The sequence below is a fragment of the Klebsiella sp. 141153 genome, from assembly GCF_032601995.1.
Lineage (GTDB): Bacteria > Pseudomonadota > Gammaproteobacteria > Enterobacterales > Enterobacteriaceae > Klebsiella > Klebsiella aerogenes.
Window position 1 is genome coordinate 336,209 of sequence record NZ_JAQIRJ010000001.1, and the last position, 20,467, is coordinate 356,675.

Consider the following 20,467-nt stretch of genomic DNA (forward strand, 5'->3'; position numbering starts at 1 on the left):
CGCTTTCTTATTCCGACGGGCTACGGATAGCCCAAAATTCCATATCCAGGCCGGGGAACTCGCCTGCCAGATGCAGTGCGAAGGCGCCGGATTTCTCCATGTCGTTCCACAGCTCGCCGCCCTTTTCGACTGCAAAGTAGTTGTAACCGGCATGCCACGGAATTTGCGGCGGCGCGGCGGGCATAGCGCGCAGGATCAAACCCGGTAGCTGTAGTTGCACCAGATCGCGAATTTTGCTCACCGGCGCGACTTTCATCTGTGCCGGGAAGTGCGTTTGCAGTACATCACCCGGTACGCTAGCTTTAACCGCCAATACGAATCCGAAATCACGCACCATGCTGCTCTCGGGTACGGTCGCGATGTTTAGCCCATGCGATCGTTCTATCAGCGGGAGTTGGATGGCGTTGTCTTCCATTACTTGTGATAACCCCTGACGCAGCAACAACATCAGTTTGCCGAAGCAGCTAGCGAGATCGTCATGGTCGTAAATTGGCAGGGCGGCATCCGGACCGCGCTGCGCCATCCAGGTCGTCAGCTCGGCGGCGAACGGCAGCCAGCTATTCCACAATGACTCAGGGTGAACTAACGGCAGCGTTTTGAGATGTGATAGATGGCCGAGATGGCGATTGACCAGCGCAAGTAGAGTGAACTCAATTAATTCGGAAGTATTAAAACGCCCCGGCTGTCGCAGCCGGCTGCCGATCTGCTGGCTGCGTTGCGCCAGCAGACCATGCAAGTCGTTGATCATCGCGTAAATCAAAGGATGATTGATGCCGTTGAGCATCGGCGGGATATAGCCATTATCGAGTTTTACGGCATTATCGTTGCGCTTTTCGGCAATGAACGCCACGCCGATGGCCGTCCACTCGGCAGACAAATCCTTTTCCAGCATCAGGGTGAGCCGCGGGCGGGCAAACTGCACGGTGGCATCGCCAACCGACAGCGCATTGTCATCCGCTACATCCTGCTCAAACGCGGTAAAGCGCGCCAGCGAGTCTTTTTCCTCGCTGAAGATAACTTCTTCCCGGCCGCCGCGGCGTACCGGCAAGGCCAGTACGACTTTTTCGCCGGCGACGTTATCCGGAAGCTGCAACGGCGTCGGGCCCTGACGAGCATCGCGAAACTGGAAGAACGTCCCATCCGGCAGCAGGCCGCTGGCATAGCTCAGAGCAATGCAGCCCTGACGCAGCATCGCCTCATCAAGTTCAATCTCAAGGAAACCCCACAGCCAGGAGCGCTGTAATCCGCCCCATTCGCGAATTTGCGTTTGCAGGTAGCTTTCTGCCCGCTGAAAGTGATGCGGACGCAAGAACATACCTTCGGTCCAGACCACCTTTTCTGCTTTATTCATACAAATTTCCTGTTAGGGCTCGCGCTATTGCTGCACGACGCGGATCCCGTTAACGTCAAGATATAAATTGGCTTGCAGCTGATCTGCCGACAGTTTCCAGAACTGCCAAAAAGGAGTTTCGCCAGACGTTGGCAGAGGAAGAGAAATGCGCCACTTTTTACCATCCAGAGATTGGTATTCCGCCATCACTCCGATATAACGCGCCTCCGGCGAGCTCTGCCCGCTGAGTTTTTTTGCCAGTTGACCCGGCATAAGGAAAAATTCATCGCTGTTCAGCAAGTTGCCGGCGAGAACTTTTTGCGCGTTATTTTGTAAGGAGTAGAAATCGGCGGACATGAATTCCGCATCGGATTTCAGCACTAACACTCTGACCTTTAATGGCGCAGAACTGTTAATTTGCGGGTGGGCCTGGAACTGAAGATTGTATCGGGCAGGGTCGCTGTGTGAAGACGAACCACATCCACTAACCAACGTAAAAAGAAGCAAATAAAACGCCAGCATGACCTGGCGTAAAAGAGAGTTATTATTCATACGGTGTCGCTCGTAAAGGCGGGATTAATCCAGAATCCAGGTACCGTTATTACCGTTTTTGCAGGCTTTGGTATTTCCGTCGACGCTCACGCAGGTCGCTTTCTTACGCGCCTTCGGGCGCTTCGACTGTTCGCGGACCGTTTTATCATACAGTTCACTTTTGACGACGGCATTGGCCGGAGCATAGCCAATTAAATTTTCCTGACCTTCATTGGCTAACGCTATCCAACCGTCCTGCGCCTGGCCCAGGGCGATATAATTAGCACCAGGAACCAATTGCACAATCACTTTGCCGCCATATCCGGCCTGGCTCATTACCGCGGCAGAATACAGCGCGCGATATTCTGCGTTAATTGGGGTAAATTCCGTTGGCGGAACAACAATATGGCGATGGGTCAAATTGACGCCGTTAACCTGCGTGGTTTCAATGGTGTCATCGGTAATTTGCGGCTTCGGCGGCGCTTCGCACCCTGCCAGTGAAACCGCAATCATAGCGGCTAAAAACACTCGCGTTTTCATATGCTTTTCCATTGCAATGCTATTATTTTCTTAAGGGTTATCTCTGCTTGAATAACAAGTCTGAATATCCTTAATCACTGTGCGTAAAAGGGTTCCCGATGTGATATGGGCATAGCTACCGCACGAATCTTCACCGCAGTGGATCCCTATATTACATTTCATTAACTATCACCACACAATTTTACAGATCGATCGAGTCAATTCAACACGCAATTTCGGCTCGTAGTTATGGGTGGTTAGCGTATTTAAATTTTTAGGATTAATCTCACCCAAGCTTTTAGCGCAGAAAAACGAACAATCGCCAAAAAAGTGTAATACCAAAGACCATACAAAATAAAGTGTAATTTAACTATATGATTTAAAATATATATTTAATTATTTTGCAAATCGGATTTTTCATTCGCTGTGAATATGGAATAGTCTTAAAAAAGATTTAGCGGTAAATTCGCCCACCAATCTTGGTAGGATACTTTTATTTTTATCAGGCAATACTGACGCTGTAAAAAATCACGGTGATATTTGACAATATTACGGGAGGCCTCTAAAGGCAGATTACGTATAACGTCTACAGCAGCGAATAATGAGTTGAATCTTAGAGGGATGAAATGCAGTAACTAAAACGGAGCCCGATGGCCCCGTTGTCGTTTTAGTGATGATGATTCTTGTGGTGTTTATAGTATTCTTTCTCACGCTTCTTCGCGTCTTTACGACCGTCGTGATAGCCCTTCTCGTAGGCTTTACGCTGTTTTTTCTCTAGCTTTCGCCAGTGCTTGTCACGATATTCATAATGACGATGCCAGTAGTCTTTATCACGCCAACGGCCACCGTCCCAGTAATGACCGTAGGAATCACGGTCGCCTATCTGCAGTTTAATAGCCGGTAAAAGCGTAATCTCTTCGGCCTGGGTGACGATCGGTGCGGATGCCAGCAAAACGGCGGCCAGCAATAATATTTTTCGCATCGGATTCTCCTTAGCTGTGCGTCTCGTAATATGTTGTAACACAACTGACCAGCTAATTATCCAGGTTAATTCTGCTTTTTCAGCTAAATGCTGTGAAAGGTTGTCGTTAGCTCTGCACGTTATGCGTACGGATACCAGACAAAAGGCATTTTATTTTTCTTTACATCGGAGCGCGGCTTGCCCTGGTGGGGGAATCATTAGACAATGTGATTTTTCAAGCGTCTACATGCCTACGGGAGTAATGATTATCGCTTCTCGTCGCCTCCTCTCCGTCACCAGCATGACCCGGCTTGGCGCGGTTGCCGCCGCCGTACTGCTGCTCGTGACTTGCACCAGTAAAGCGCCAAAATCGCTGGTGACCGCCAGCAAACCGCCCGTTGCGCAAAAATCGGCAAAAAATCAGCAGCCGGTGCGTGGCGTCTGGCTCACCACGGTTTCCCGTCTCGACTGGCCGCCGGTGGGTTCAATTATCGCCAGTAGCCTGGAAAGCCGTATCAGCCAGCAAAAGCTGGCCCTGATCGCCAAACTCGACAATCTACAACGCCTGGGCATCAATACCGTCTTCTTCCAGGTTAAACCGGATGGCACCGCGCTGTGGGAGTCCCACATCTTGCCGTGGTCAGACATGTTGACCGGCAAAATTGGCGAAAATCCCGGTTACGATCCGCTGCAGTTTATGCTCGATGAAGCGCATAAACGCGGGATGAAAGTTCACGCGTGGTTCAACCCGTATCGGGTTTCGGTCAATACTAAACCCGCCACCATCGCCGAACTTAACCACACCCTGACTCAGGTCCCCGCCAGCGTATTTGTCCTGCACCGCAACTGGATACGTACCGCCAGCGATCGCTTTGTTCTCGATCCGGGGATCCCGGAGGTCCGTGACTGGATCACCAGTATCGTGGCGGAAGTGGTGCAAAACTATCCTATCGATGGCGTGCAGTTTGATGACTATTTCTATACTGAGACGCCGGGATCAATGCTGAACGATAATCAAACCTATCAGCGATATGGTCAGGGTTATGCCTCGAAAGCCGACTGGCGGCGTCATAACACCCAACAGTTGATAGCGCAGGTCTCACAGACCATCAAGAAACTGAATCCGCAGGTTGAGTTTGGCGTCAGCCCGGCGGGGGTATGGCGCAACCGTTCCCACGATCCGGCCGGTTCTGACACCCGCGGCGCTGCGGCCTATGATGAGTCCTATGCCGATACCCGCAGTTGGGTTCAACAAGGGCTGTTGGATTATATCGCGCCGCAGCTGTACTGGCCGTTCGCCCGCGATGCCGCGCGCTATGATGTGCTGGCTAAGTGGTGGGCCGATGTCGTGAAACCCACTCACACCCGGCTCTATATCGGCGTGGCGCTGTATAAAGTCGGTGAACCGTCAAAAAATGAACCAGACTGGATGGTCGGCGGCGGCGTGCCGGAGCTGAAAAAGCAGATCGACCTCAATGAAACCACGCCAGGTATTCAGGGGACGATTCTGTTTCGCGAGAACAACCTTAACCAGCCGCAAACCCAGCAGGCGGTTCAGTATCTGCAGCAGCGCTGGGGTAGCTAATTTGTGCTAATCACCCTCCCCGTTGTGCGAACGGGGAGTTTCTGTTTTCCGCCTGAGAGCGCAGCGGTAGAGATTAAACCGTCAGTTCATCCACCACTTCCGCGACGCTCTTGACCTGCTGAATACTGCCGATGCCGGTTCCCAATGAAATGTAACCTTCGTCAGTGTTGCCCTCCAGCATGCCAATCCGTAGGCCGCGCAACCCGCCCATTTCCGCGGCTATGGTTTCATTACTGGCGCCGGATTTATCTAACGCCACCAGTCTGGCGGCTAATTTACCCGGCAGCGAACGATAGTAATCCGGCAATGTGCGAAATAGCTGCAAATCCAGGCCGTTAGCCTGCACGATCATCTCTTTCACCGATTGCGGCACGCGGCTCTCGGTGGTGCTGATAAACACGGAGCCGGCAAATACCCCCTGCGCGCCCAGCGCGTGGGCGGCCCTGGCGGTGCGCCGGTCGGTAATCCCCCCAGCCGCCAGCACCGGCACGCGCTTCACCGCATCGACAATCAATGGCACGATAGAAAACGTTCCCAATGCCGTCCCCGGAAGCGTTCCACCTTCGTCGAAGCCGGTGGCGACAATAACATCAGCGCCCATCTCCTCGGCCTCGCGGCTGTTTTCCGGCGTCGGGTTAATATCACGATAGATAATGTTGATCCCGGCCTGCTTAAGAGAAGCAAACAGCGAGGGAATGATAGCCCCTTGACCATAGCCGGTATAAACCACCGCTTTAACCCCCTCTTCTTTTACTACTTCTACAATCGGCGGCGTCCAGATATCGTTTTCAACCGTCGGAATGAGATTGACGGCAAAAGGTTTCTCGGTGAGTAATTTCGTTTTACGGATCTCTTCACGCATCTTTTCTGCCGTTTCCTGCGGCGTCGAGACGGCGGTTTGCGCGGTTAAACCTGCGTTCGGCCCTAATACGCCAAGCCCTCCGGCATTACTGACGGCGGCGACCAATCGGGCGTCGGTCAGCCAGGATAACGGCCCCTGAATGACAGGTTTTTCAATACCGAGAATATGGCTAACAGAACGGTTTTGCATGATGCGACTTCCTTAGTGTGTTTTCTGGCGCTTAACGCTGGGATGACGACACTGTAGGCCGCTTTATTGTTTGGAAAAATAGTAGAAATTATCCATCACTGTTATTAAATAAGTAATAATCAAAGTGAAATACCAAGCCGTCATCAGAGCACATTGATAAAAATGAACTTAAATCTATTTGAATCTATTAAGATTTTTATCGAAATCATCGAGTCTGGCAGCTTTACGCGTGCCGCCGAGAATCTGCAGATCCACCGCCCGGCGGTCACGAAAGCGCTACAGCAGCTGGAGCAGCACTGCGGCGTTAGGCTTCTGCAGCGTACCACCCGACAGATCCACCTCACCCCTGATGGCGAGGCGTTTTATCGTCGTAGTAAACCTCTGCTGGCGCAGGCCGACGAGCTGATGGAATCTTTCGCCCCGCAGCGTCCGCTGCAGGGTCAACTGCGCGTCGATATGCCTATCGCCCTGGCGAAGTTAGTGGTCGTACCGAATCTCCCCGCCTTTTATCATCAGCATCCGGAGCTTGAAATTGTGCTGAGCAGCTCCGACCGACGGCGGGATATGCTTCGTGAGGGCCTCGATTGCGTTCTGCGCATCGGCGAACTTGAAGACGGTGACTATATCGCACGTCATCTCGGTACCGTCGGTATGAAAACCTGCGCCAGCCCGGCCTACCTGGCGAAACACGGCGTTCCCACAATCCTTGACGACCTGCAGCATCATCAGGCGATCAACTGGCTGAATAACAGTAATCATCAGACCATGCGCTGGGTGTTTCAGACTGACGCCGGACCGCAGACTCTTGCGCTGGCCGGCAAACTGGTGGTGGATAATTCAGAGACATACATTGCCGCCGGTTTGGCTGGGCTCGGCATTATGCAGGGTCTGGATCTTTTCCTGCAACCCTGGTTGAAGAGCGGGGAGTTGGTTGAGGTCCTGCCGAATAATCCGGTTCCCTCCAGAAAATTATCGCTTATCTATCCCCATCGTCATGTATCACGCAAGGTGCGCGTCTTCGCCGAGTGGCTGGCGACGCTGTTATAGAAATAAGGATACAATAAAGCCCGGCGCGATATGCCGCCGGGCATGAGTTAAGGCGAGGTAAGTTCATCGTAAAGCGTTCGCAATCGGCTGCGAAGAAAGAGTACCGCTTTGTGTTTACGCGACAGCCACGCCTGCTCGCTGGCGCCGCTCTCTGCCGCCAACTCCCTGTAGCTATAGCCCTGCAGTTCGGTTTTCTCGAAGGCTTCTCGCTGCAGCGGCGGCAACTCCGCCAGCGCTTCAGTTAATGCCTCCCACAGCAGTTCTTTAAGGTATGCTTCCTCCGGCGTCTGCGCGACGCCAAACAGCGTTTCCGCCAGCTCATCCTCGGCAGAGCCGCCATCGCCATCCTCATCGCTGTCGAATGTTAATGGCAACTCGCGCTTCTTGCGCGACCGATCGGTCATTTCATTACGCGCCGCCCGGAATAACCATGCCGCCACGTTCTCCACCGGTTGCTCGACTTTCATCAGTTGCAGGGTAACTTCCTGCAGGATGTCATCGGCATCGTCACGTACGGCGGTTCTACCGCGAATAAACGCCCTTAAACGCGCACGACAGGCGGCAAGCGCAGACAACAGCCGTGATTCCCCCGCCATCGTGTTGTTTACCTCGTTCACTCGGCATCCGGCGTCTTCGCCGAGGTGTTATCGTCAGTCGGTTGCCCGCCGCGACGTTCATGCCAGCCGCAGCGGCCGTGATGTCCGTGGCGACCAAAACGTTGAGCAAACTCCTCTCGCTGCTCCGGGGTCATGGTCATCCAGCGTTCATGCATGCGTCGACGCGCCTGCGCCATACCAAACATACCGCGATGAAAACCTAAACCGCCAAACAAGATACGGCACAGCGCCAGCAACCCCAAAGCCTGCCAGAAACCGATGCTTTTCACCCCGAAGATAGCCGGCAGCAAGGCGTTCCATAGCGACATCACGACCAGACTCAGTACCACAACAATCGCCACGCCGATGATCAGCGGTCGCGCCAGTCTATGGCGACCAAAACCCTGGTGATGATGCCCGTGTCGTTCAAAATCTCTCATCGTCAATTACCTCATTAAAATGTATGTATCGAGGTAGACGAATCAGCGAAGAAAATATTGCCAATAAAAATGAAAAAATAACGCAATCACGAAAACGGGCAATAGCACTCAGAAACTCATTGCTAAACCGAGACCATAACCTTCGGTGTTATTACCGAACATGTAGCGGGCCACCAGTCGGGTGCGGGTGATAAATACCGGATACTGGCTACTGTCAAGTTCCAGACCAATACCAAGCGAACTCAGGCTATCAAAGCCGAGTTCACCGCGCTGGTCGCCGAGATACATGGTATGGGCGCCTTCCAGCACATAGCGCACCGGGCTTTTCAGCAGCGTCCAGTCGGCAATCGGCGCGCGTCGGCGAAGGTAGATACCCAGATTTTCGGCACTGGCCTGCCCCTGTACCGCTTCAGATGTGCTACCGAAGGTTTGTAAATTCATCGCGGAATAGCGCGCCTCTATATCAATATCCTGCGTTTTGGAAAACAGTTCATAATCGAGCATTAGCGACCCGCCCAACCCATAGGCGTTCAGTCGTCCACCATCGAGGAAGCGAATATCGGCATCGGTTTTACGTTCGAGCGCCCAGCGACCAAGACGCGCATCACTGGCCATGGTGCCCAGCATCATTTTGAAGATAGGCCGTAGTACCAGTTTTCCGCCCCAGCGGTCCTGATACAACGGAAAGTCCCAGCCGACGCCGCCGGTGGCGGTCAGACTGTTCCATTTGGTCGGGATGGTACGACTTTGGTCGCCATCGCTGATTACAAATTGTGGGTCGTAGCGGCTATAACCCATGGTGCCTTCCAGATAGAGAGGAAAACTGTTGCTCAGCGTTGCGCCGCCGCCGAATTGGGTGATGGTGAGTTCGTTTTTCTCATTGGCGCCGGAACCAATATTCAGGTCGCTGGCGGTTACATCAGGCACCACGGTATAACTCATTAAGGTGAGCACCGCGTCCGCACGCTGCTTTAGCCGACGGCCGTCGAGGGCATAGCCTGCCTGGCTGACGAATAGCACCGCCAGCAGTAGCCAGGACGCGCGCGGAACGACAAATACCATGGTCTGATGCTACCTCAACGGGGGGATTAGTTTGATTGAGTATAGCCAGCAGTGACCAATCGTTAGTTATTTTTCAATACGCTGCAGTTGAATGGCATCCGCCTGCTGCGCTTTATCAGCAAGCTGCTGGAACTGCTGCGGAGAATAAAAATTTTGCGGTGCTGGTAGCGACTGCATATCCTGCCCTGGATGGATTTGCAGTTGACCTAGTTCAGCGAGCGTAAACCCGGCAACTTCCTTTGGCATCGTCAGACGATACGGCGGCGTGCGTTCAAAAGGAACCGGCGTTGGCAGGCGATTTTCGCTGAGATCGTAATTCCGCTTCAGTACCAAAAATTTGTCCGGTACCCTGCGCTTACTGTTCCACCAGTCGCCGTCAATCTCGCGAAACATCCGTTCCGTCTCACTTTGCGGCGCGACCAGCAGTTTGACCAACGCCTGTTTTAACGCCGCTTCCATCGCCCGGTTGTAGGCATCGACCGAACCGGCTTGCCCTTGCAATATGACGTTGATCGCCAGACGTGCGCCCAGCAGATTGGAGTAGAGATCCTCCGGCGAAAAGGCGGAAATCTCTTCCGAAAAGCCCGGAACCGATTGGAAGCCATACCATTGGGCGATCTCATGCCATTGCGCAATTTCAAAGGCCAGATGGCCGGCAAGCCACGCGGCTATCGTATATCGCTGCGGCATTGAAGCCGGCGGCGTAAAGGCATTTAACTGGACGCGACGGACGCCCAGCTCCTCGCTGTAAAAGATACGTCCTGGCTGGCCGAGCGTAGGATAAATTCGGCTGAATAAATAGAAGGTGTAATCAGCGGTATCGCGCACATGGGCAATATCAATAAAGCCGCCGCGGCGGGTATAGATAAGGCCATTGTGCTCATCGCTTAAGCCAATCAGATTTTTAACCGCGCCGAGCGCGCTATCGTTGTAATGATGCTCACCTAAGGTATCGAGCGTCAGCACATTGCCAATCTGATAAACCGGGATCGGCACGCCAATGGCGCGCACCCGCAGATCGAACCCGAAGGCGCAGCATGGGCGCAGCGATTCCGGCGGTGACAGTTCACCCACTACCGGGCTGACATGATTAACGGGAATCGTCGGTAATACCGGGTCCTGGGCAAATACCGAAAAAGCGGCTGCCCATAACCACCACAAACTCTTACGCATCAAAAGCGTTCTCCACCACACAAAAACAGCGCGCATCATACTCGCCGATGACTACGCGCCGTTAAGTCAAAAACGGTATTCGCCAGCGACAAAGAAACTATTGCGCTCGTTAAAGCCAAATTCGGTTAGCACATTGAAGTTACGCGTGATTTCGTACTGGGCGCCGATCAGCATATTCCACGGTGAAGTGAGTTTCTGTTTGACATCAAACTTGCCGTCGCCGTCTTTATTGACCGCGGCAATCAATGGTTGCAGCTGTGGCGGCATATGCAAATCAGCAAGGTTGCCTTTGAACTCCTGTTGCACGTCCTGATACATACTGCCAACCCACACGCTGAGATGCGAAGGGCCAGAAATCCCCTGTAGATCAAATCGATAACCCACGCGAGGTGACACTGTCACGGCAGAGATGCTGCCGTCGAGAATATCAAAATCGGTGCGGGTGTAGTTAGTATCGACGAGGGCAAACCAGTTCTCATAGCCGCCAGCCAGCGTGAACCCGCCCCCCCAGGTAGTACCTTTGAAATCAAGGACAAAATCGATGTTTTGCAACTCGCCGCTTTGGTTGAGGTTATGCACCGCGCCGGCGATGATGCGATCCAGACCGCGGTATTGCGTCGGGTCAGCATCGACCGACACATTCGACACCGACGAACCGCGGGTGTGGCCCAAAATTCCGTAGACATTAAGGAATGGAAATACCCACATATCGAGACGCAGGTTCTCAGTTTTGCTCTTCTCCCGCGTGTGTCCGGCGTCAATGGCGAACATATCGCTGGGGATTGGATGGTTATCCAGCTTCAGTCCGGAAAAGGTGATGCTGTCGACCATAATATCCTGGCGCATATTCATATAGCTGAGATTGACGCCAAACGGCAGCGGAATGGAATAACCGCGGGCGCGGGCTTCGTCGCCCCATATGGGAAAGTAGCTATCACTGTCGTCACTTTCCGCCGCACAGGCATTCCACACGGCGCCAGAGGTTAATAGCAGCGTAATGACGGTTGTTTTCCATCTCATTTTTTATATGTACCTTTACAGTCCGGAACCCACATTAAAATAGACCGCCTGTTCGTGTTCGCTGAAGGCGACATCGACGCCGGTAAATAATCCATACTGACGGGCGACCAGATAACGAAAACCGGTGCCCCACGCCACTTCGTTTTGCTGCCACAACGCCCCGGCTTCGTCAGCGGCGCTACCGACGCCGACAAAACCCTGCAGGATCCAGCGCGGCGCAAATTGCCAGGCCAGTTGTGTCTGGGCGACAGCGACATAATCGCCCTGATAGCGAAAACGCGAGATGCCACGCAGTTCGATGTAAGGCCGGGCCATTGGCGTCAAGTGCTTGTCATGATGAGTTAGCGACTGATAATTCGCCGCCAGCGCCAGGGTTAAGGTCGGCGCCAGCGGGATAAAGTATTTACCATCCAGCGACAACTGATTGTAATGATAGTCGCCGCCAAGCAGAGCGCGGTAAAAACGGTACTCGCCCTGTAGCGATAACCCTTTCTTAGGGTAGAAAAAATTATCGGTGGTGTCATATTCCGCCACCACGCCCAACGCCGAAGAGGTGCTTTTCTCCCCCAGCACCCGCTGCCACACCTTGTTAATCACCTGATTGTCCGCGGTCACATCGGTATGTGCATAGAATTGCGAGGCGCCAAGAAAAACCGGCGAGTCCCCCACGCGGAATAACAGCTTTTGTAAACCGCCAAAACCTTTGGTATGGGTTTGCACCGCCACATTTTTGTTAAAACCGGCAATATCGCCCGAATAGATATCGAGATTGACATTGGCGTAGCCCGCGCCAACCAGGTAACGAATCCGGTCGTGATTCCACGTATGGCGATGCGCGGCGCCGATGAACCAGGTGCCATTTTGCGTCCCGCCGCCGCCGACCCCCGTTAGCGCTGGTGGAATAAAACGATCGCCCTCGCGGGAGCCTTTACCATGCAGAAATAAACCAAACAGACCGCCGCCGTAGCCGATAGCCGGCTCGGTGATCATTACCGGCACCGGCAAAAAACCGTACGGGTTATCCTGCAGATACTGGCTCATATCAAGCATGCCATCTTCAGGATCGAACAATTGGGCGGCTCGAGACACGTCAGGCGCGAGGGCAAGCATCAGTAAAAGAGTAAGGCCTGCCAGCTTCATGCGGTCTCCAGCACTGACGCATTCATAAGGGGATATTAAGGGAATGTGCTAAAAATATATCGTAAGCCCTTGTTCTTCGCCAACTTACCCTCGCCTTACTTTGCTTATTTTTGGATAAAAAAGCGTGGTTAATCACACAAATTGATAAATGTTATTTATCGATCTGGCGCATAACCACTCAAATGTGACAGTGTCACTACTATCGACGCTTTTTACCTTGTCACCGTTGTAATCAAAAAGTGAATGACGTATAACATGTCGCAACCGAGGGGTGTCCCGTGAGGGCTGAGATGGCGTAAAAACCGAACCCTTTGAACCTGATCTGGGTCATGCCAGCGAAGGGACGGGTCGGCATGTTCGCCAGTTTTCAGTTTTTACCTGTTCACACTTCTGCACGCCCGGATCTCCCCTTATTTTCAGGAGGTCCCATGATGATTCCCGCTTTTACCCAAGGTCTTTACGGTCGACTGCGTGAGCAGGCCGGTGGCGAGTGGCAACGCTACGTATCGCACCCCTTCCTCCAGCAATTAGCCGCGGGCACGCTGCCGCAGGTAGCCTTTCGTCATTATTTAACCCAGGATTATCTGTTCCTGATCCACTTCGCTCGCAGCTACGCCCTGCTGGTCAGCAAACTTCGCACGTTGCCGGAGATGCGCGCCGCCGCCGCCTCGATGAATGCCATCCTTGCTGAGCTACCGCTACATGTGGGCTATTGCGAGCAATGGGGGCTGAATGAAGACGCTATGGCCCTGCAAAGCGAAGCGATGGAAACCGTCAACTACACGCGCTACGTTCTGGATATCGGCCACGCCGGCGACGCGTTGGATCTGCTGGCGGCGCTGCTGCCCTGCGTTGCGGGTTACGCGGAAATCGGGCTCGGTCTGCTGCACAACCCACAAACCAACTTGCACGATAATCCCTATGCTTCATGGATCCGCAACTACGGGGACGAGAGCTATCTTCAGGGCGTCAACGCGGCGATCGGCCTGCTGGAAACCCTCTGGCAACAGCGCGGCGCGGAATCACGGTTCGCCGGACTGAGCGACATATTTACTACCGCTACCCGGCTGGAAGGCAATTTCTGGCAGATGGGTCTGAATGCCGCCGGGCAGGTCCAGGCGTGATGGCGCCAGGCATTCACGTTCGTGATTTATGCCTGCGCTTTGGCACACGGACTATCTTTCGCGATCTCGCCTTTGATATTGCCGCCGGGCAATGGGTGTCGCTCCTTGGCGCCAGCGGCGCGGGCAAAACCAGCCTGTTGCGTATTATCGCCGGGCTGGCGGCGCCAACCCGCGGAACCGTTGTCGCCAGCGATGGCCTTCCCGTCACTACGCGACTGGCGTGGATGGGTCAAAAAGATCTGCTCTATCCGTGGCTTAACGTGCGGGAAAATGTCGCCCTCGGCGCCAGGCTGCGCGGTGAGAAGGTCGACAACACCCGCGTCAACGAGCTTCTTGAGCAGGTAGGACTGGCCTCCTGCGCTGATGATCGCCCTGCCGCGCTGTCCGGCGGGATGCGCCAGCGCGCGGCGTTGGCGCGCACCCTCTATGAAGATCGCCCCATTGTGCTGATGGATGAACCGTTTTCCGCCCTCGATACCCTCACCCGCACACGCATTCAGAGCCTGGCCGCGCGCTTACTGACCGGACGAACCGTAGTGCTCATTACCCACGACCCGATGGAAGCCTGCCGCCTCAGCCATCGGCTGCTGGTGCTCTCGCCTGATGGTGAAATTGATGATAGCCATCATTTAAGTGGCGTTCCGCCCCGCGATCCGGATGATGGCGCGCTGTTGGCAAGTCAGGCGCAGCTGCTGCAGCAATTGATGAGGGCGAACGGATGAGGGGCAAGTTACTGCGCGGGTGCAGCGTATTTTGTGGCCTACTGTTGCTCTGGCAGTTGGCGAGCTACAGCGGCATGCCCGCCTTTTTGTTGCCTTCTCCGGCGGCGGTCGCTGAAGCGCTGTGGAATAACCGTAGTTATCTGGCCAGCCACACCCTGGTCACCCTGAGCGAAATTCTCAGCGGAATGGCGCTCGGCGTCGCGCTCGGTATGGTGCTGGCGCTCTGTATGACCATGTCGCCGCGATTACAACGCTGGTTGATGCCGCTGGTACTGACCAGCCAGGCCATTCCGGTCTTCGCCCTCGCACCGCTACTGGTGCTGTGGTTTGGTTTTGGTATGAGCGCCAAGGTCATGATGGCGGTGCTGGTTATCTTCTTCCCTGTTACCTCGGCTTTCTTTGATGGTCTGCAACGGGTCAATCGCGACTATCTCGATCTGGCCCGTACCATGGGCGCCTCCTTTGGCGCTCAATTGCGCCATGTCCGGCTCATGGCGGCGCTACCCGCGCTAGGTTCCGGCCTGCGGATGGCCGCCGCCGCCGCCCCCATCGGCGCGATTATTGGCGAATGGGTCGGCTCCGCCGAGGGGCTTGGCTACGTAATGCTGAATGCCAATGCCCGCCTGCAAACCGATATCTGCTTCGCCGCCTTGTTCATTTTAGTGCTGCTGACCATCGCGCTGTGGTTGGCGGTCGACGCCTTTTTGCACCGGCTGATCGACTGGTCGCCGGAATAACTTATCAACAGATAATAAGGAAGAGATATGCGTATACCTCTGTTGGCCGGCCTCACTCTGCTGGTTTGCGGTCAGGCATCGGCAAATGAAAAGCTGACCCTGGTACTGGACTGGTACATCAACCCGGATCATGCGCCCATTATGGTGGCGGAACAGATTGGCGCCTTTCGGGATGCCGGGCTGGATGTCAACATCATCCCCCCTTCCGACCCGGCGCTCCCTCCGCGCCTGGTTGCCGCTCGCCAGGCGGATTTAGCGATAACCTATCAACCGCAGGTTCACTTCTTCGCCGATGAAGGACTGCCGTTGGTTCGCGTCGGGACGCTGATCCACTCGCCGCTGAACACGGTGATTGCGCTGGATCCGCGCATCAAATCTCCGGCCGATCTACAAGGTAAAAAAGTGGGATATTCGGTGAGCGGTATTGAACAGGCGACCCTGGCCACCATGGCGCAGCATGCTCACATCGACCCTGACAGCATCAAATTGATCAACGTTAATTTCCAGCTCACCAGCGCTCTGCTGGCCGGCAAGGTTGATGCCGTTATCGGCGGTTATCGCAATATCGAAGCGCTGGAACTCAAACTGCAGGGCAAAAAACCGGTGGTCATGAACGTGGAAGACTATGGCGTGCCCGCTTACGACGAACTGGTGATCGTGGCAAACAAGGCCGAGGTCAACGCCCCTAAAATCAAAAAGTTTCTCGACGCATTACAGCAGGGCGTGAGCTATTTGCGCGCCCATCCGCAGCAAACCTGGCAGCGGTTTGCCAAAGAGCATCCGGAACTCAATACCGAACTGAACCAGCAGGCGTGGTTGCAGAGCGTGCCGCTGTTCGCCACCGATCCGGCAGCGTTAGATAAGCCCCGCTATGACGCGTATGAACAATTTTTATATAACAACAAGTTGGTGAAAAAAGTAACACCTTTAGCAAATTATGCGGTTGAACTGCGTTAAGTAACCATAAAACTGACGGAAGTATTTCCGTCAGTCATTCAGCGAAGCGGTAATAAAAATATATAGACTTTCTCACTAATAATTACACTTTCCATGGTTTTAAAAACAATCGAAATTTATCTTTTAAATCAGCTAATTATATTGACACCCCTGTATGTAATAATGACGTCAAAATAGCGCCATAAATTAAAGATTGAATGCGGATTTAAAAAGCCATATATTGTGCGCGCTTTATGAATGCCGATTCAATTTTCTAAACCTTTTTATTCAACCAGAGTTCAAACGTAACGCTGGTTGTGGGAGTGATATGATGACGGATAAAGTCCGTATTGATACTTTAAGTGCAGATTTATTGGACGCGAACAACGAAACCTTTTTGGCCCGTCAGGCTGAATTCGAATCGAATGTCAGGAGTTACCCTCGCAAGTTGCCGCTCGCCATCACCAAAGCCGAAGGCGTTTGGCTGACCGATGCGGATAACAAACAGTACCTGGACTGCCTCGCCGGCGCCGGGACCCTCGCTCTGGGCCATAATCATCCTGAAGTACTGCAGAGCATCCAAAGTGTCATTACCAGCGGCTTGCCGTTACATACCCTCGATCTGACAACACCGTTAAAAGATCGCTTCTCTGAATACCTGCTCTCCTGCCTGCCGGGCGAAGGGAAAGAGTATTGCCTGCAGTTCACCGGTCCTTCCGGCGCTGACGCCGTTGAAGCCGCGCTGAAGCTGGCGAAAAAATACACCGGCCGTACGGCGGTGATCAGCTTCTCCGGCGGTTATCACGGGATGACCCACGGCGCGCTGTCCGTGACCGGCAATCTGTCGCCAAAAGCGGCGGTCAACGGCATGATGCCGGAAGTCCAGTTTATGCCTTATCCGCACCAGTATCGTTGCCCTCTTGGTATCGGCGGCGAAGCGGGCGTGAAAGCGCTGACCTACTACTTCGAAAACCTGATCAACGACGTGGAAAGCGGCGTTCGCAAACCTGCTGCGGTCATCCTTGAAGCCGTACAGGGCGAAGGCGGCGTGAACCCGGCGCCGGTTGAGTGGCTGCAGCGCATCCGCAAAGTCACCAAAGAGCACGGCATTCTGCTGATCATCGATGAAGTTCAGGCAGGTTTCGCCCGTACCGGTAAATTCTTCGCCTTCGAACACGCCGGCATCGAGCCGGACATCATCGTGATGTCAAAAGCCGTCGGCGGTGGTCTGCCAATGGCGGTTCTGGGCATTAAGAAAGAGTTCGATGCCTGGGAACCTGGCCACCATACTGGCACCTTCCGCGGCAACCAGCTGGCGATGGCCACCGGCCTGACCACCCTGCGCCACCTGCGTGATAACAAGATTGCCGACAAAGTCGCCGCCCAGGGCGAGTGGCTGAAAGGCAAACTGGCGGAAATGCAGAAACGCTATCCGGTTATCGGTCACGTTCGCGGTCTCGGTCTGATGATCGGTATCGAAATCGTGAAGCCGAACGAGGCGCAGGATCATATGGGTTGCTACCCGGCTGACGGCGAACTCTCCGCGCTGCTGCAGAAGAAATGCTTCGAAGCGGGCCTGATCCTGGAACGCGGCGGCCGTCACGGTTGCGTACTGCGTCTGCTGCCATCTCTGCTGATTAGCGATGCGGAGCTGGAAGTATTCCTCGATAAGTTTGAACAGGCCCTGCTGGCCGCCGGCGTAAAACCGGTCTGAGTGGAGTAAGTGACCGCAATGTCCAAATTGAATCCGATTCTGGCTGGGTCCACGGCAAGCATTGACGCTTACCAGCAGGTCATTTCCCAGACCAGCCAGGCGGTTGCGCAGTGGCTGCAACAACCTGAAATGTATCAGGGGAAAAGCGTTGATGAACTCCGTGAGCGCATCACCCTTGATTTTAACGAACAGGGTCTGGGCAACCAGGCGGCGATTGAACGTGCGATCGAGTACTTCCTGAAAGACAGCCTGTCGGTGCATCATCCGCAGTGCGTGGCGCACCTGCACTGCCCGAGCCTGGTTATCAGCCAGGCGGCGGAAGTGCTGATCAACGCCACCAACCAGAGCATGGACTCCTGGGATCAGAGTCCGTCGGCGACCATCATCGAGATGAAGCTGATCGAGTGGTTGCGCGCGCAGGTCGGTTATCCGGCTGGCGATGCCGGCGTCTTCACCAGCGGCGGCACCCAGAGCAATCTGATGGGCCTGATGCTGGCGCGCGACGCCTTCTTCGCTCGTCAGGGGCATTCCATCCAGCAGGATGGTATTCCGGGCGACATTCGGCAGTACAAAGTGCTGTGCTCGGAAAACGCCCACTTCTCGGTGCAGAAGAACATGGCGCTGATGGGGCTTGGCTACCGCTCGGTCACGTTGGTGAAAACCGATGAATTCGCCCGTATGGACGTCACCGACCTGAAGGCCAAGATTGCGCAAGCGCAGGCCAACGGCGAGCAGATCATGGCCATCGTCGCCACCGCCGGTACCACCGACGCGGGCGCGATTGACCCGCTGCGTGATATCGCCGGTATCGCGGCGGAGCACCAGATCTGGCTGCACGTTGATGCCGCATGGGGCGGCGCGCTGCTGCTGTCCGAGCAGTATCGCGATTACCTCGACGGCCTGGAGTTAGTGGATTCAGTAACCCTGGACTTCCACAAGCAGTTCTTCCAGACCATCAGCTGCGGCGCCTTCCTGCTGAAAGAGGCGCGTCATTACGAGCTGATGCGCTATCAGGCGGCCTATCTGAACTCCGAGTTTGATGAAGAACACGGCGTTCCGAACCTGGTCTCCAAATCGCTGCAGACCACCCGCCGCTTCGACGCGCTGAAGCTGTGGATGGGGCTTGAGGCACTGGGCAAGAAACAGTACGCTTCAATCATCGATCATGGCGTGACGATGGCGAAAAACGTCGCGGAGTTCATTCAGACTCAGCCAACGCTGGAGCTGGTCATGCAGCCGCAGCTGGCAAGCGTGCTGTTCCGCTCACGTCCGGCGCAAATGGCTGGTAGCGATACCGCCGCGATCGCCCTGCTTAACCAGCGCGTGGGCGACGCCCTGCTGGAGTCCGGCCGCGCCAACGTCGGCGTGACCGAGCATAACGGCGTAACCTGCCTGAAGCTGACGCTGCTCAACCCGGTGGTAACGCTGGAGGATGTGAAGGTCCTGCTGAGCCTCGTTGAACGCACTGCCCAGGAACTGCTGGCGAAATAAGACGCTGCCGATTAGCGAGTGTCCTGCAAAGCCGATAACTGCTGTTATCGGCTTTTTTATTTCCACCTCACGTCCGCGCTTCGCGCAGCAGTTGTTGGATCACCTGCTCCTGACGGGCATAATCCCCTTCGCCAAAGGCGGTATAGCGCAGTTGTCCCCGCGCGTCGAAGAAATAATGCGCCGGCCAGTACTGATTACCAAACGCATTCCAGATGGCGTAGTTGTTATCCGCGACAACCGGATAGTTTAGCTGCCGCTGGCTGACCGCTTCACGAAGCTGCGGCAACGATCGTTCCCACGGATATTCCGGCGTATGTACGCCAATCACCACCAGCCCCGCATCGCGATACTTATTGGCCCACGCCCGTACATAAGGCAGCGTATGCTGACAGTTGATGCAATCGCGGGTCCAAAAATCAATCAGCACCACCTTACCCTTTAACGCCGCCTTGGTAAGCGGTGGGCTATTAATCCATGCGGTGCCGCCGTGCAAATCCGGCATAGCGCTGGTTGGCCGCGGCGCGACGATCGGCTCCAGCCGAACCCGCTGTGGATCCTGCGGCATAAACGCGCTGAGCCGCTGCTCCAGACGATGGGTTAAACCGCTGGCGCCCTGCAGATAACGATCGCTGCCGCTGGCGATTAACGCCACCACGGCCAGCATCGCCACGCCGGCCAGTTGGCGCAACCGCCCACTTATCACCTGACCACCGCGCAGACGGGAAATCAGCCGCGCGCCGAACCACCCCAATAGCAGCAACATCAGCGCGCATCCGCTGGCATAGGAAAGCAGCAAGATGCCGGTCGTCACTGAATTTCCTTGAAACAACGCCAGGCTAAATATCGCCCCCAGCACCGGTCCCGCGCACGGCGCCCAAAGTAGTCCAATCGCCAGTCCGGCGAGCACTGAAGCGAGCCCACTGCCATAACGATAGCTCTGTTGGTTAAGTTGATTGCCCAGCGCCACCGCTGGCGATCCGAGCCAACCTGCAACGCGTGATGACAGCAAACTGATGGCCACAACGACCAAAAAGCCCAGCGCCAGCCAACGCCCAACGATAGTCAGATTGACTAACCACCCTGCTGCCGCCGTGGCCAGCAGCGACACAGCGGTAAACATCAACCCCATACCGAACAACAACAAGATCAGTTGTCCCCTACGCCCGCTAACGCTGGCAAACACCAGCGGGATCACCGGTAAGGTACAGGGGCTGAGCAGCGTCAACATACCGGCCAAAAATGCAATCACAACAGCCATGATCATTCTCCTTCGCAACGTTGCCGAAGT

At 54.8% G+C, this 20,467-nt stretch carries 20 protein-coding genes and 1 riboswitch; of the genes, 8 read left to right on the forward strand and 12 right to left on the reverse strand.

The annotated features are described in order from the left end of the window. Positions 1 to 7: 7 nt before the first annotated feature. The 4 genes from tssK to PGS10_RS01690 form a co-directional block, all read right to left on the reverse strand. Positions 8 to 1,351, reverse strand: coding sequence for a type VI secretion system baseplate subunit TssK (gene tssK, locus PGS10_RS01675; protein ID WP_047067581.1), 1,344 nt, complete (start codon positions 1,349 to 1,351; stop codon positions 8 to 10). Between the two features lie 24 nt (positions 1,352 to 1,375). Beyond that, a complete protein-coding gene (gene tssJ, locus PGS10_RS01680) occupies positions 1,376 to 1,882 on the reverse strand; it encodes a type VI secretion system lipoprotein TssJ (RefSeq protein ID WP_315710522.1) in 507 nt (168 codons plus the stop codon). 24 nt (positions 1,883 to 1,906) lie between these two features. After that, positions 1,907 to 2,401 carry a hypothetical protein gene (locus tag PGS10_RS01685; RefSeq protein ID WP_015366552.1) on the reverse strand — a complete coding sequence of 165 codons (495 nt, stop codon included), beginning with the start codon at positions 2,399 to 2,401 and terminating at the stop codon, positions 1,907 to 1,909. A 646-nt stretch (positions 2,402 to 3,047) separates the two neighbouring features. Beyond that, positions 3,048 to 3,362: a DUF2502 domain-containing protein gene (locus PGS10_RS01690; RefSeq protein ID WP_015705463.1), complete on the reverse strand. Its 315-nt coding sequence runs from the start codon at positions 3,360 to 3,362 to the stop codon at positions 3,048 to 3,050. 280 nt (positions 3,363 to 3,642) lie between these two features. On the opposite strand from PGS10_RS01690, the gene PGS10_RS01695 reads away from it, so the two are divergent. Continuing rightward, positions 3,643 to 4,926: a glycoside hydrolase family 10 protein gene (locus PGS10_RS01695; RefSeq protein WP_316422430.1), complete on the forward strand. Its 1,284-nt coding sequence runs from the start codon at positions 3,643 to 3,645 to the stop codon at positions 4,924 to 4,926. Between the two features lie 73 nt (positions 4,927 to 4,999). Here the strand turns inward: PGS10_RS01695 and PGS10_RS01700 are convergent, their stop codons facing one another. Then, positions 5,000 to 5,977, reverse strand: coding sequence for an NAD(P)H-dependent flavin oxidoreductase (locus PGS10_RS01700; protein WP_047067586.1), 978 nt, complete (start codon positions 5,975 to 5,977; stop codon positions 5,000 to 5,002). 162 nt (positions 5,978 to 6,139) lie between these two features. Between PGS10_RS01700 and PGS10_RS01705 the strand changes: the two genes are divergently transcribed. Next, complete coding sequence (locus PGS10_RS01705) at positions 6,140 to 7,024, forward strand: LysR family transcriptional regulator (RefSeq protein ID WP_045394277.1); 885 nt, start codon at positions 6,140 to 6,142, stop codon at positions 7,022 to 7,024. 47 nt (positions 7,025 to 7,071) lie between these two features. On the opposite strand, the gene PGS10_RS01710 is transcribed toward PGS10_RS01705, so the two are convergent. The 6 genes from PGS10_RS01710 to PGS10_RS01735 form a co-directional block, all read right to left on the reverse strand. After that, positions 7,072 to 7,620, reverse strand: a complete 549-nt coding sequence (locus PGS10_RS01710) for an RNA polymerase sigma factor (protein WP_045414211.1) — start codon at positions 7,618 to 7,620, stop codon at positions 7,072 to 7,074. A gap of 17 nt (positions 7,621 to 7,637) precedes the next feature. Continuing rightward, positions 7,638 to 8,060, reverse strand: a complete 423-nt coding sequence (locus PGS10_RS01715) for a hypothetical protein (protein WP_032714542.1) — start codon at positions 8,058 to 8,060, stop codon at positions 7,638 to 7,640. A gap of 108 nt (positions 8,061 to 8,168) precedes the next feature. Then, positions 8,169 to 9,122 carry a hypothetical protein gene (locus PGS10_RS01720; RefSeq protein WP_316422313.1) on the reverse strand — a complete coding sequence of 318 codons (954 nt, stop codon included), beginning with the start codon at positions 9,120 to 9,122 and terminating at the stop codon, positions 8,169 to 8,171. Between the two features lie 66 nt (positions 9,123 to 9,188). Then, entirely contained in the window at positions 9,189 to 10,295 is a 1,107-nt protein-coding gene (locus PGS10_RS01725) for a DUF4056 domain-containing protein (RefSeq protein WP_047079147.1), read from the reverse strand. A 66-nt stretch (positions 10,296 to 10,361) separates the two neighbouring features. Then, positions 10,362 to 11,315, reverse strand: coding sequence for a hypothetical protein (locus PGS10_RS01730; protein ID WP_316422314.1), 954 nt, complete (start codon positions 11,313 to 11,315; stop codon positions 10,362 to 10,364). A 15-nt stretch (positions 11,316 to 11,330) separates the two neighbouring features. Beyond that, positions 11,331 to 12,455 carry a BamA/TamA family outer membrane protein gene (locus PGS10_RS01735; protein ID WP_213797198.1) on the reverse strand — a complete coding sequence of 375 codons (1,125 nt, stop codon included), beginning with the start codon at positions 12,453 to 12,455 and terminating at the stop codon, positions 11,331 to 11,333. A 257-nt stretch (positions 12,456 to 12,712) separates the two neighbouring features. After that, positions 12,713 to 12,816: riboswitch (TPP riboswitch) on the forward strand. 67 nt (positions 12,817 to 12,883) lie between these two features. Between PGS10_RS01735 and tenA the strand changes: the two genes are divergently transcribed. From tenA to PGS10_RS01765, 6 genes are all read left to right on the forward strand, one after another. Then, entirely contained in the window at positions 12,884 to 13,579 is a 696-nt protein-coding gene (gene tenA / locus PGS10_RS01740; RefSeq protein WP_047048500.1) for a thiaminase II, read from the forward strand. Then, complete coding sequence (locus PGS10_RS01745) at positions 13,576 to 14,301, forward strand: ABC transporter ATP-binding protein (protein ID WP_316422315.1); 726 nt, start codon at positions 13,576 to 13,578, stop codon at positions 14,299 to 14,301. Before tenA ends, PGS10_RS01745 begins: the two co-directional genes overlap by 4 nt. Next, positions 14,298 to 15,038 carry an ABC transporter permease gene (locus PGS10_RS01750; protein ID WP_316422316.1) on the forward strand — a complete coding sequence of 247 codons (741 nt, stop codon included), beginning with the start codon at positions 14,298 to 14,300 and terminating at the stop codon, positions 15,036 to 15,038. Before PGS10_RS01745 ends, PGS10_RS01750 begins: the two co-directional genes overlap by 4 nt. Positions 15,039 to 15,065: 27 nt before the next feature. Beyond that, entirely contained in the window at positions 15,066 to 15,995 is a 930-nt protein-coding gene (locus PGS10_RS01755; protein WP_316422317.1) for an ABC transporter substrate-binding protein, read from the forward strand. A 307-nt stretch (positions 15,996 to 16,302) separates the two neighbouring features. Then, positions 16,303 to 17,688: a diaminobutyrate--2-oxoglutarate transaminase gene (locus PGS10_RS01760; protein ID WP_047048511.1), complete on the forward strand. Its 1,386-nt coding sequence runs from the start codon at positions 16,303 to 16,305 to the stop codon at positions 17,686 to 17,688. 9 nt (positions 17,689 to 17,697) lie between these two features. Further along, positions 17,698 to 19,179: a pyridoxal phosphate-dependent decarboxylase family protein gene (locus tag PGS10_RS01765; RefSeq protein WP_196796519.1), complete on the forward strand. Its 1,482-nt coding sequence runs from the start codon at positions 17,698 to 17,700 to the stop codon at positions 19,177 to 19,179. Positions 19,180 to 19,246: 67 nt separating this feature from the next. Here PGS10_RS01765 and PGS10_RS01770 read toward each other — a convergent pair whose 3' ends face one another. Beyond that, complete coding sequence (locus PGS10_RS01770) at positions 19,247 to 20,437, reverse strand: cytochrome c biogenesis protein/redoxin (protein WP_316422318.1); 1,191 nt, start codon at positions 20,435 to 20,437, stop codon at positions 19,247 to 19,249. Positions 20,438 to 20,467 lie beyond the last annotated feature (30 nt).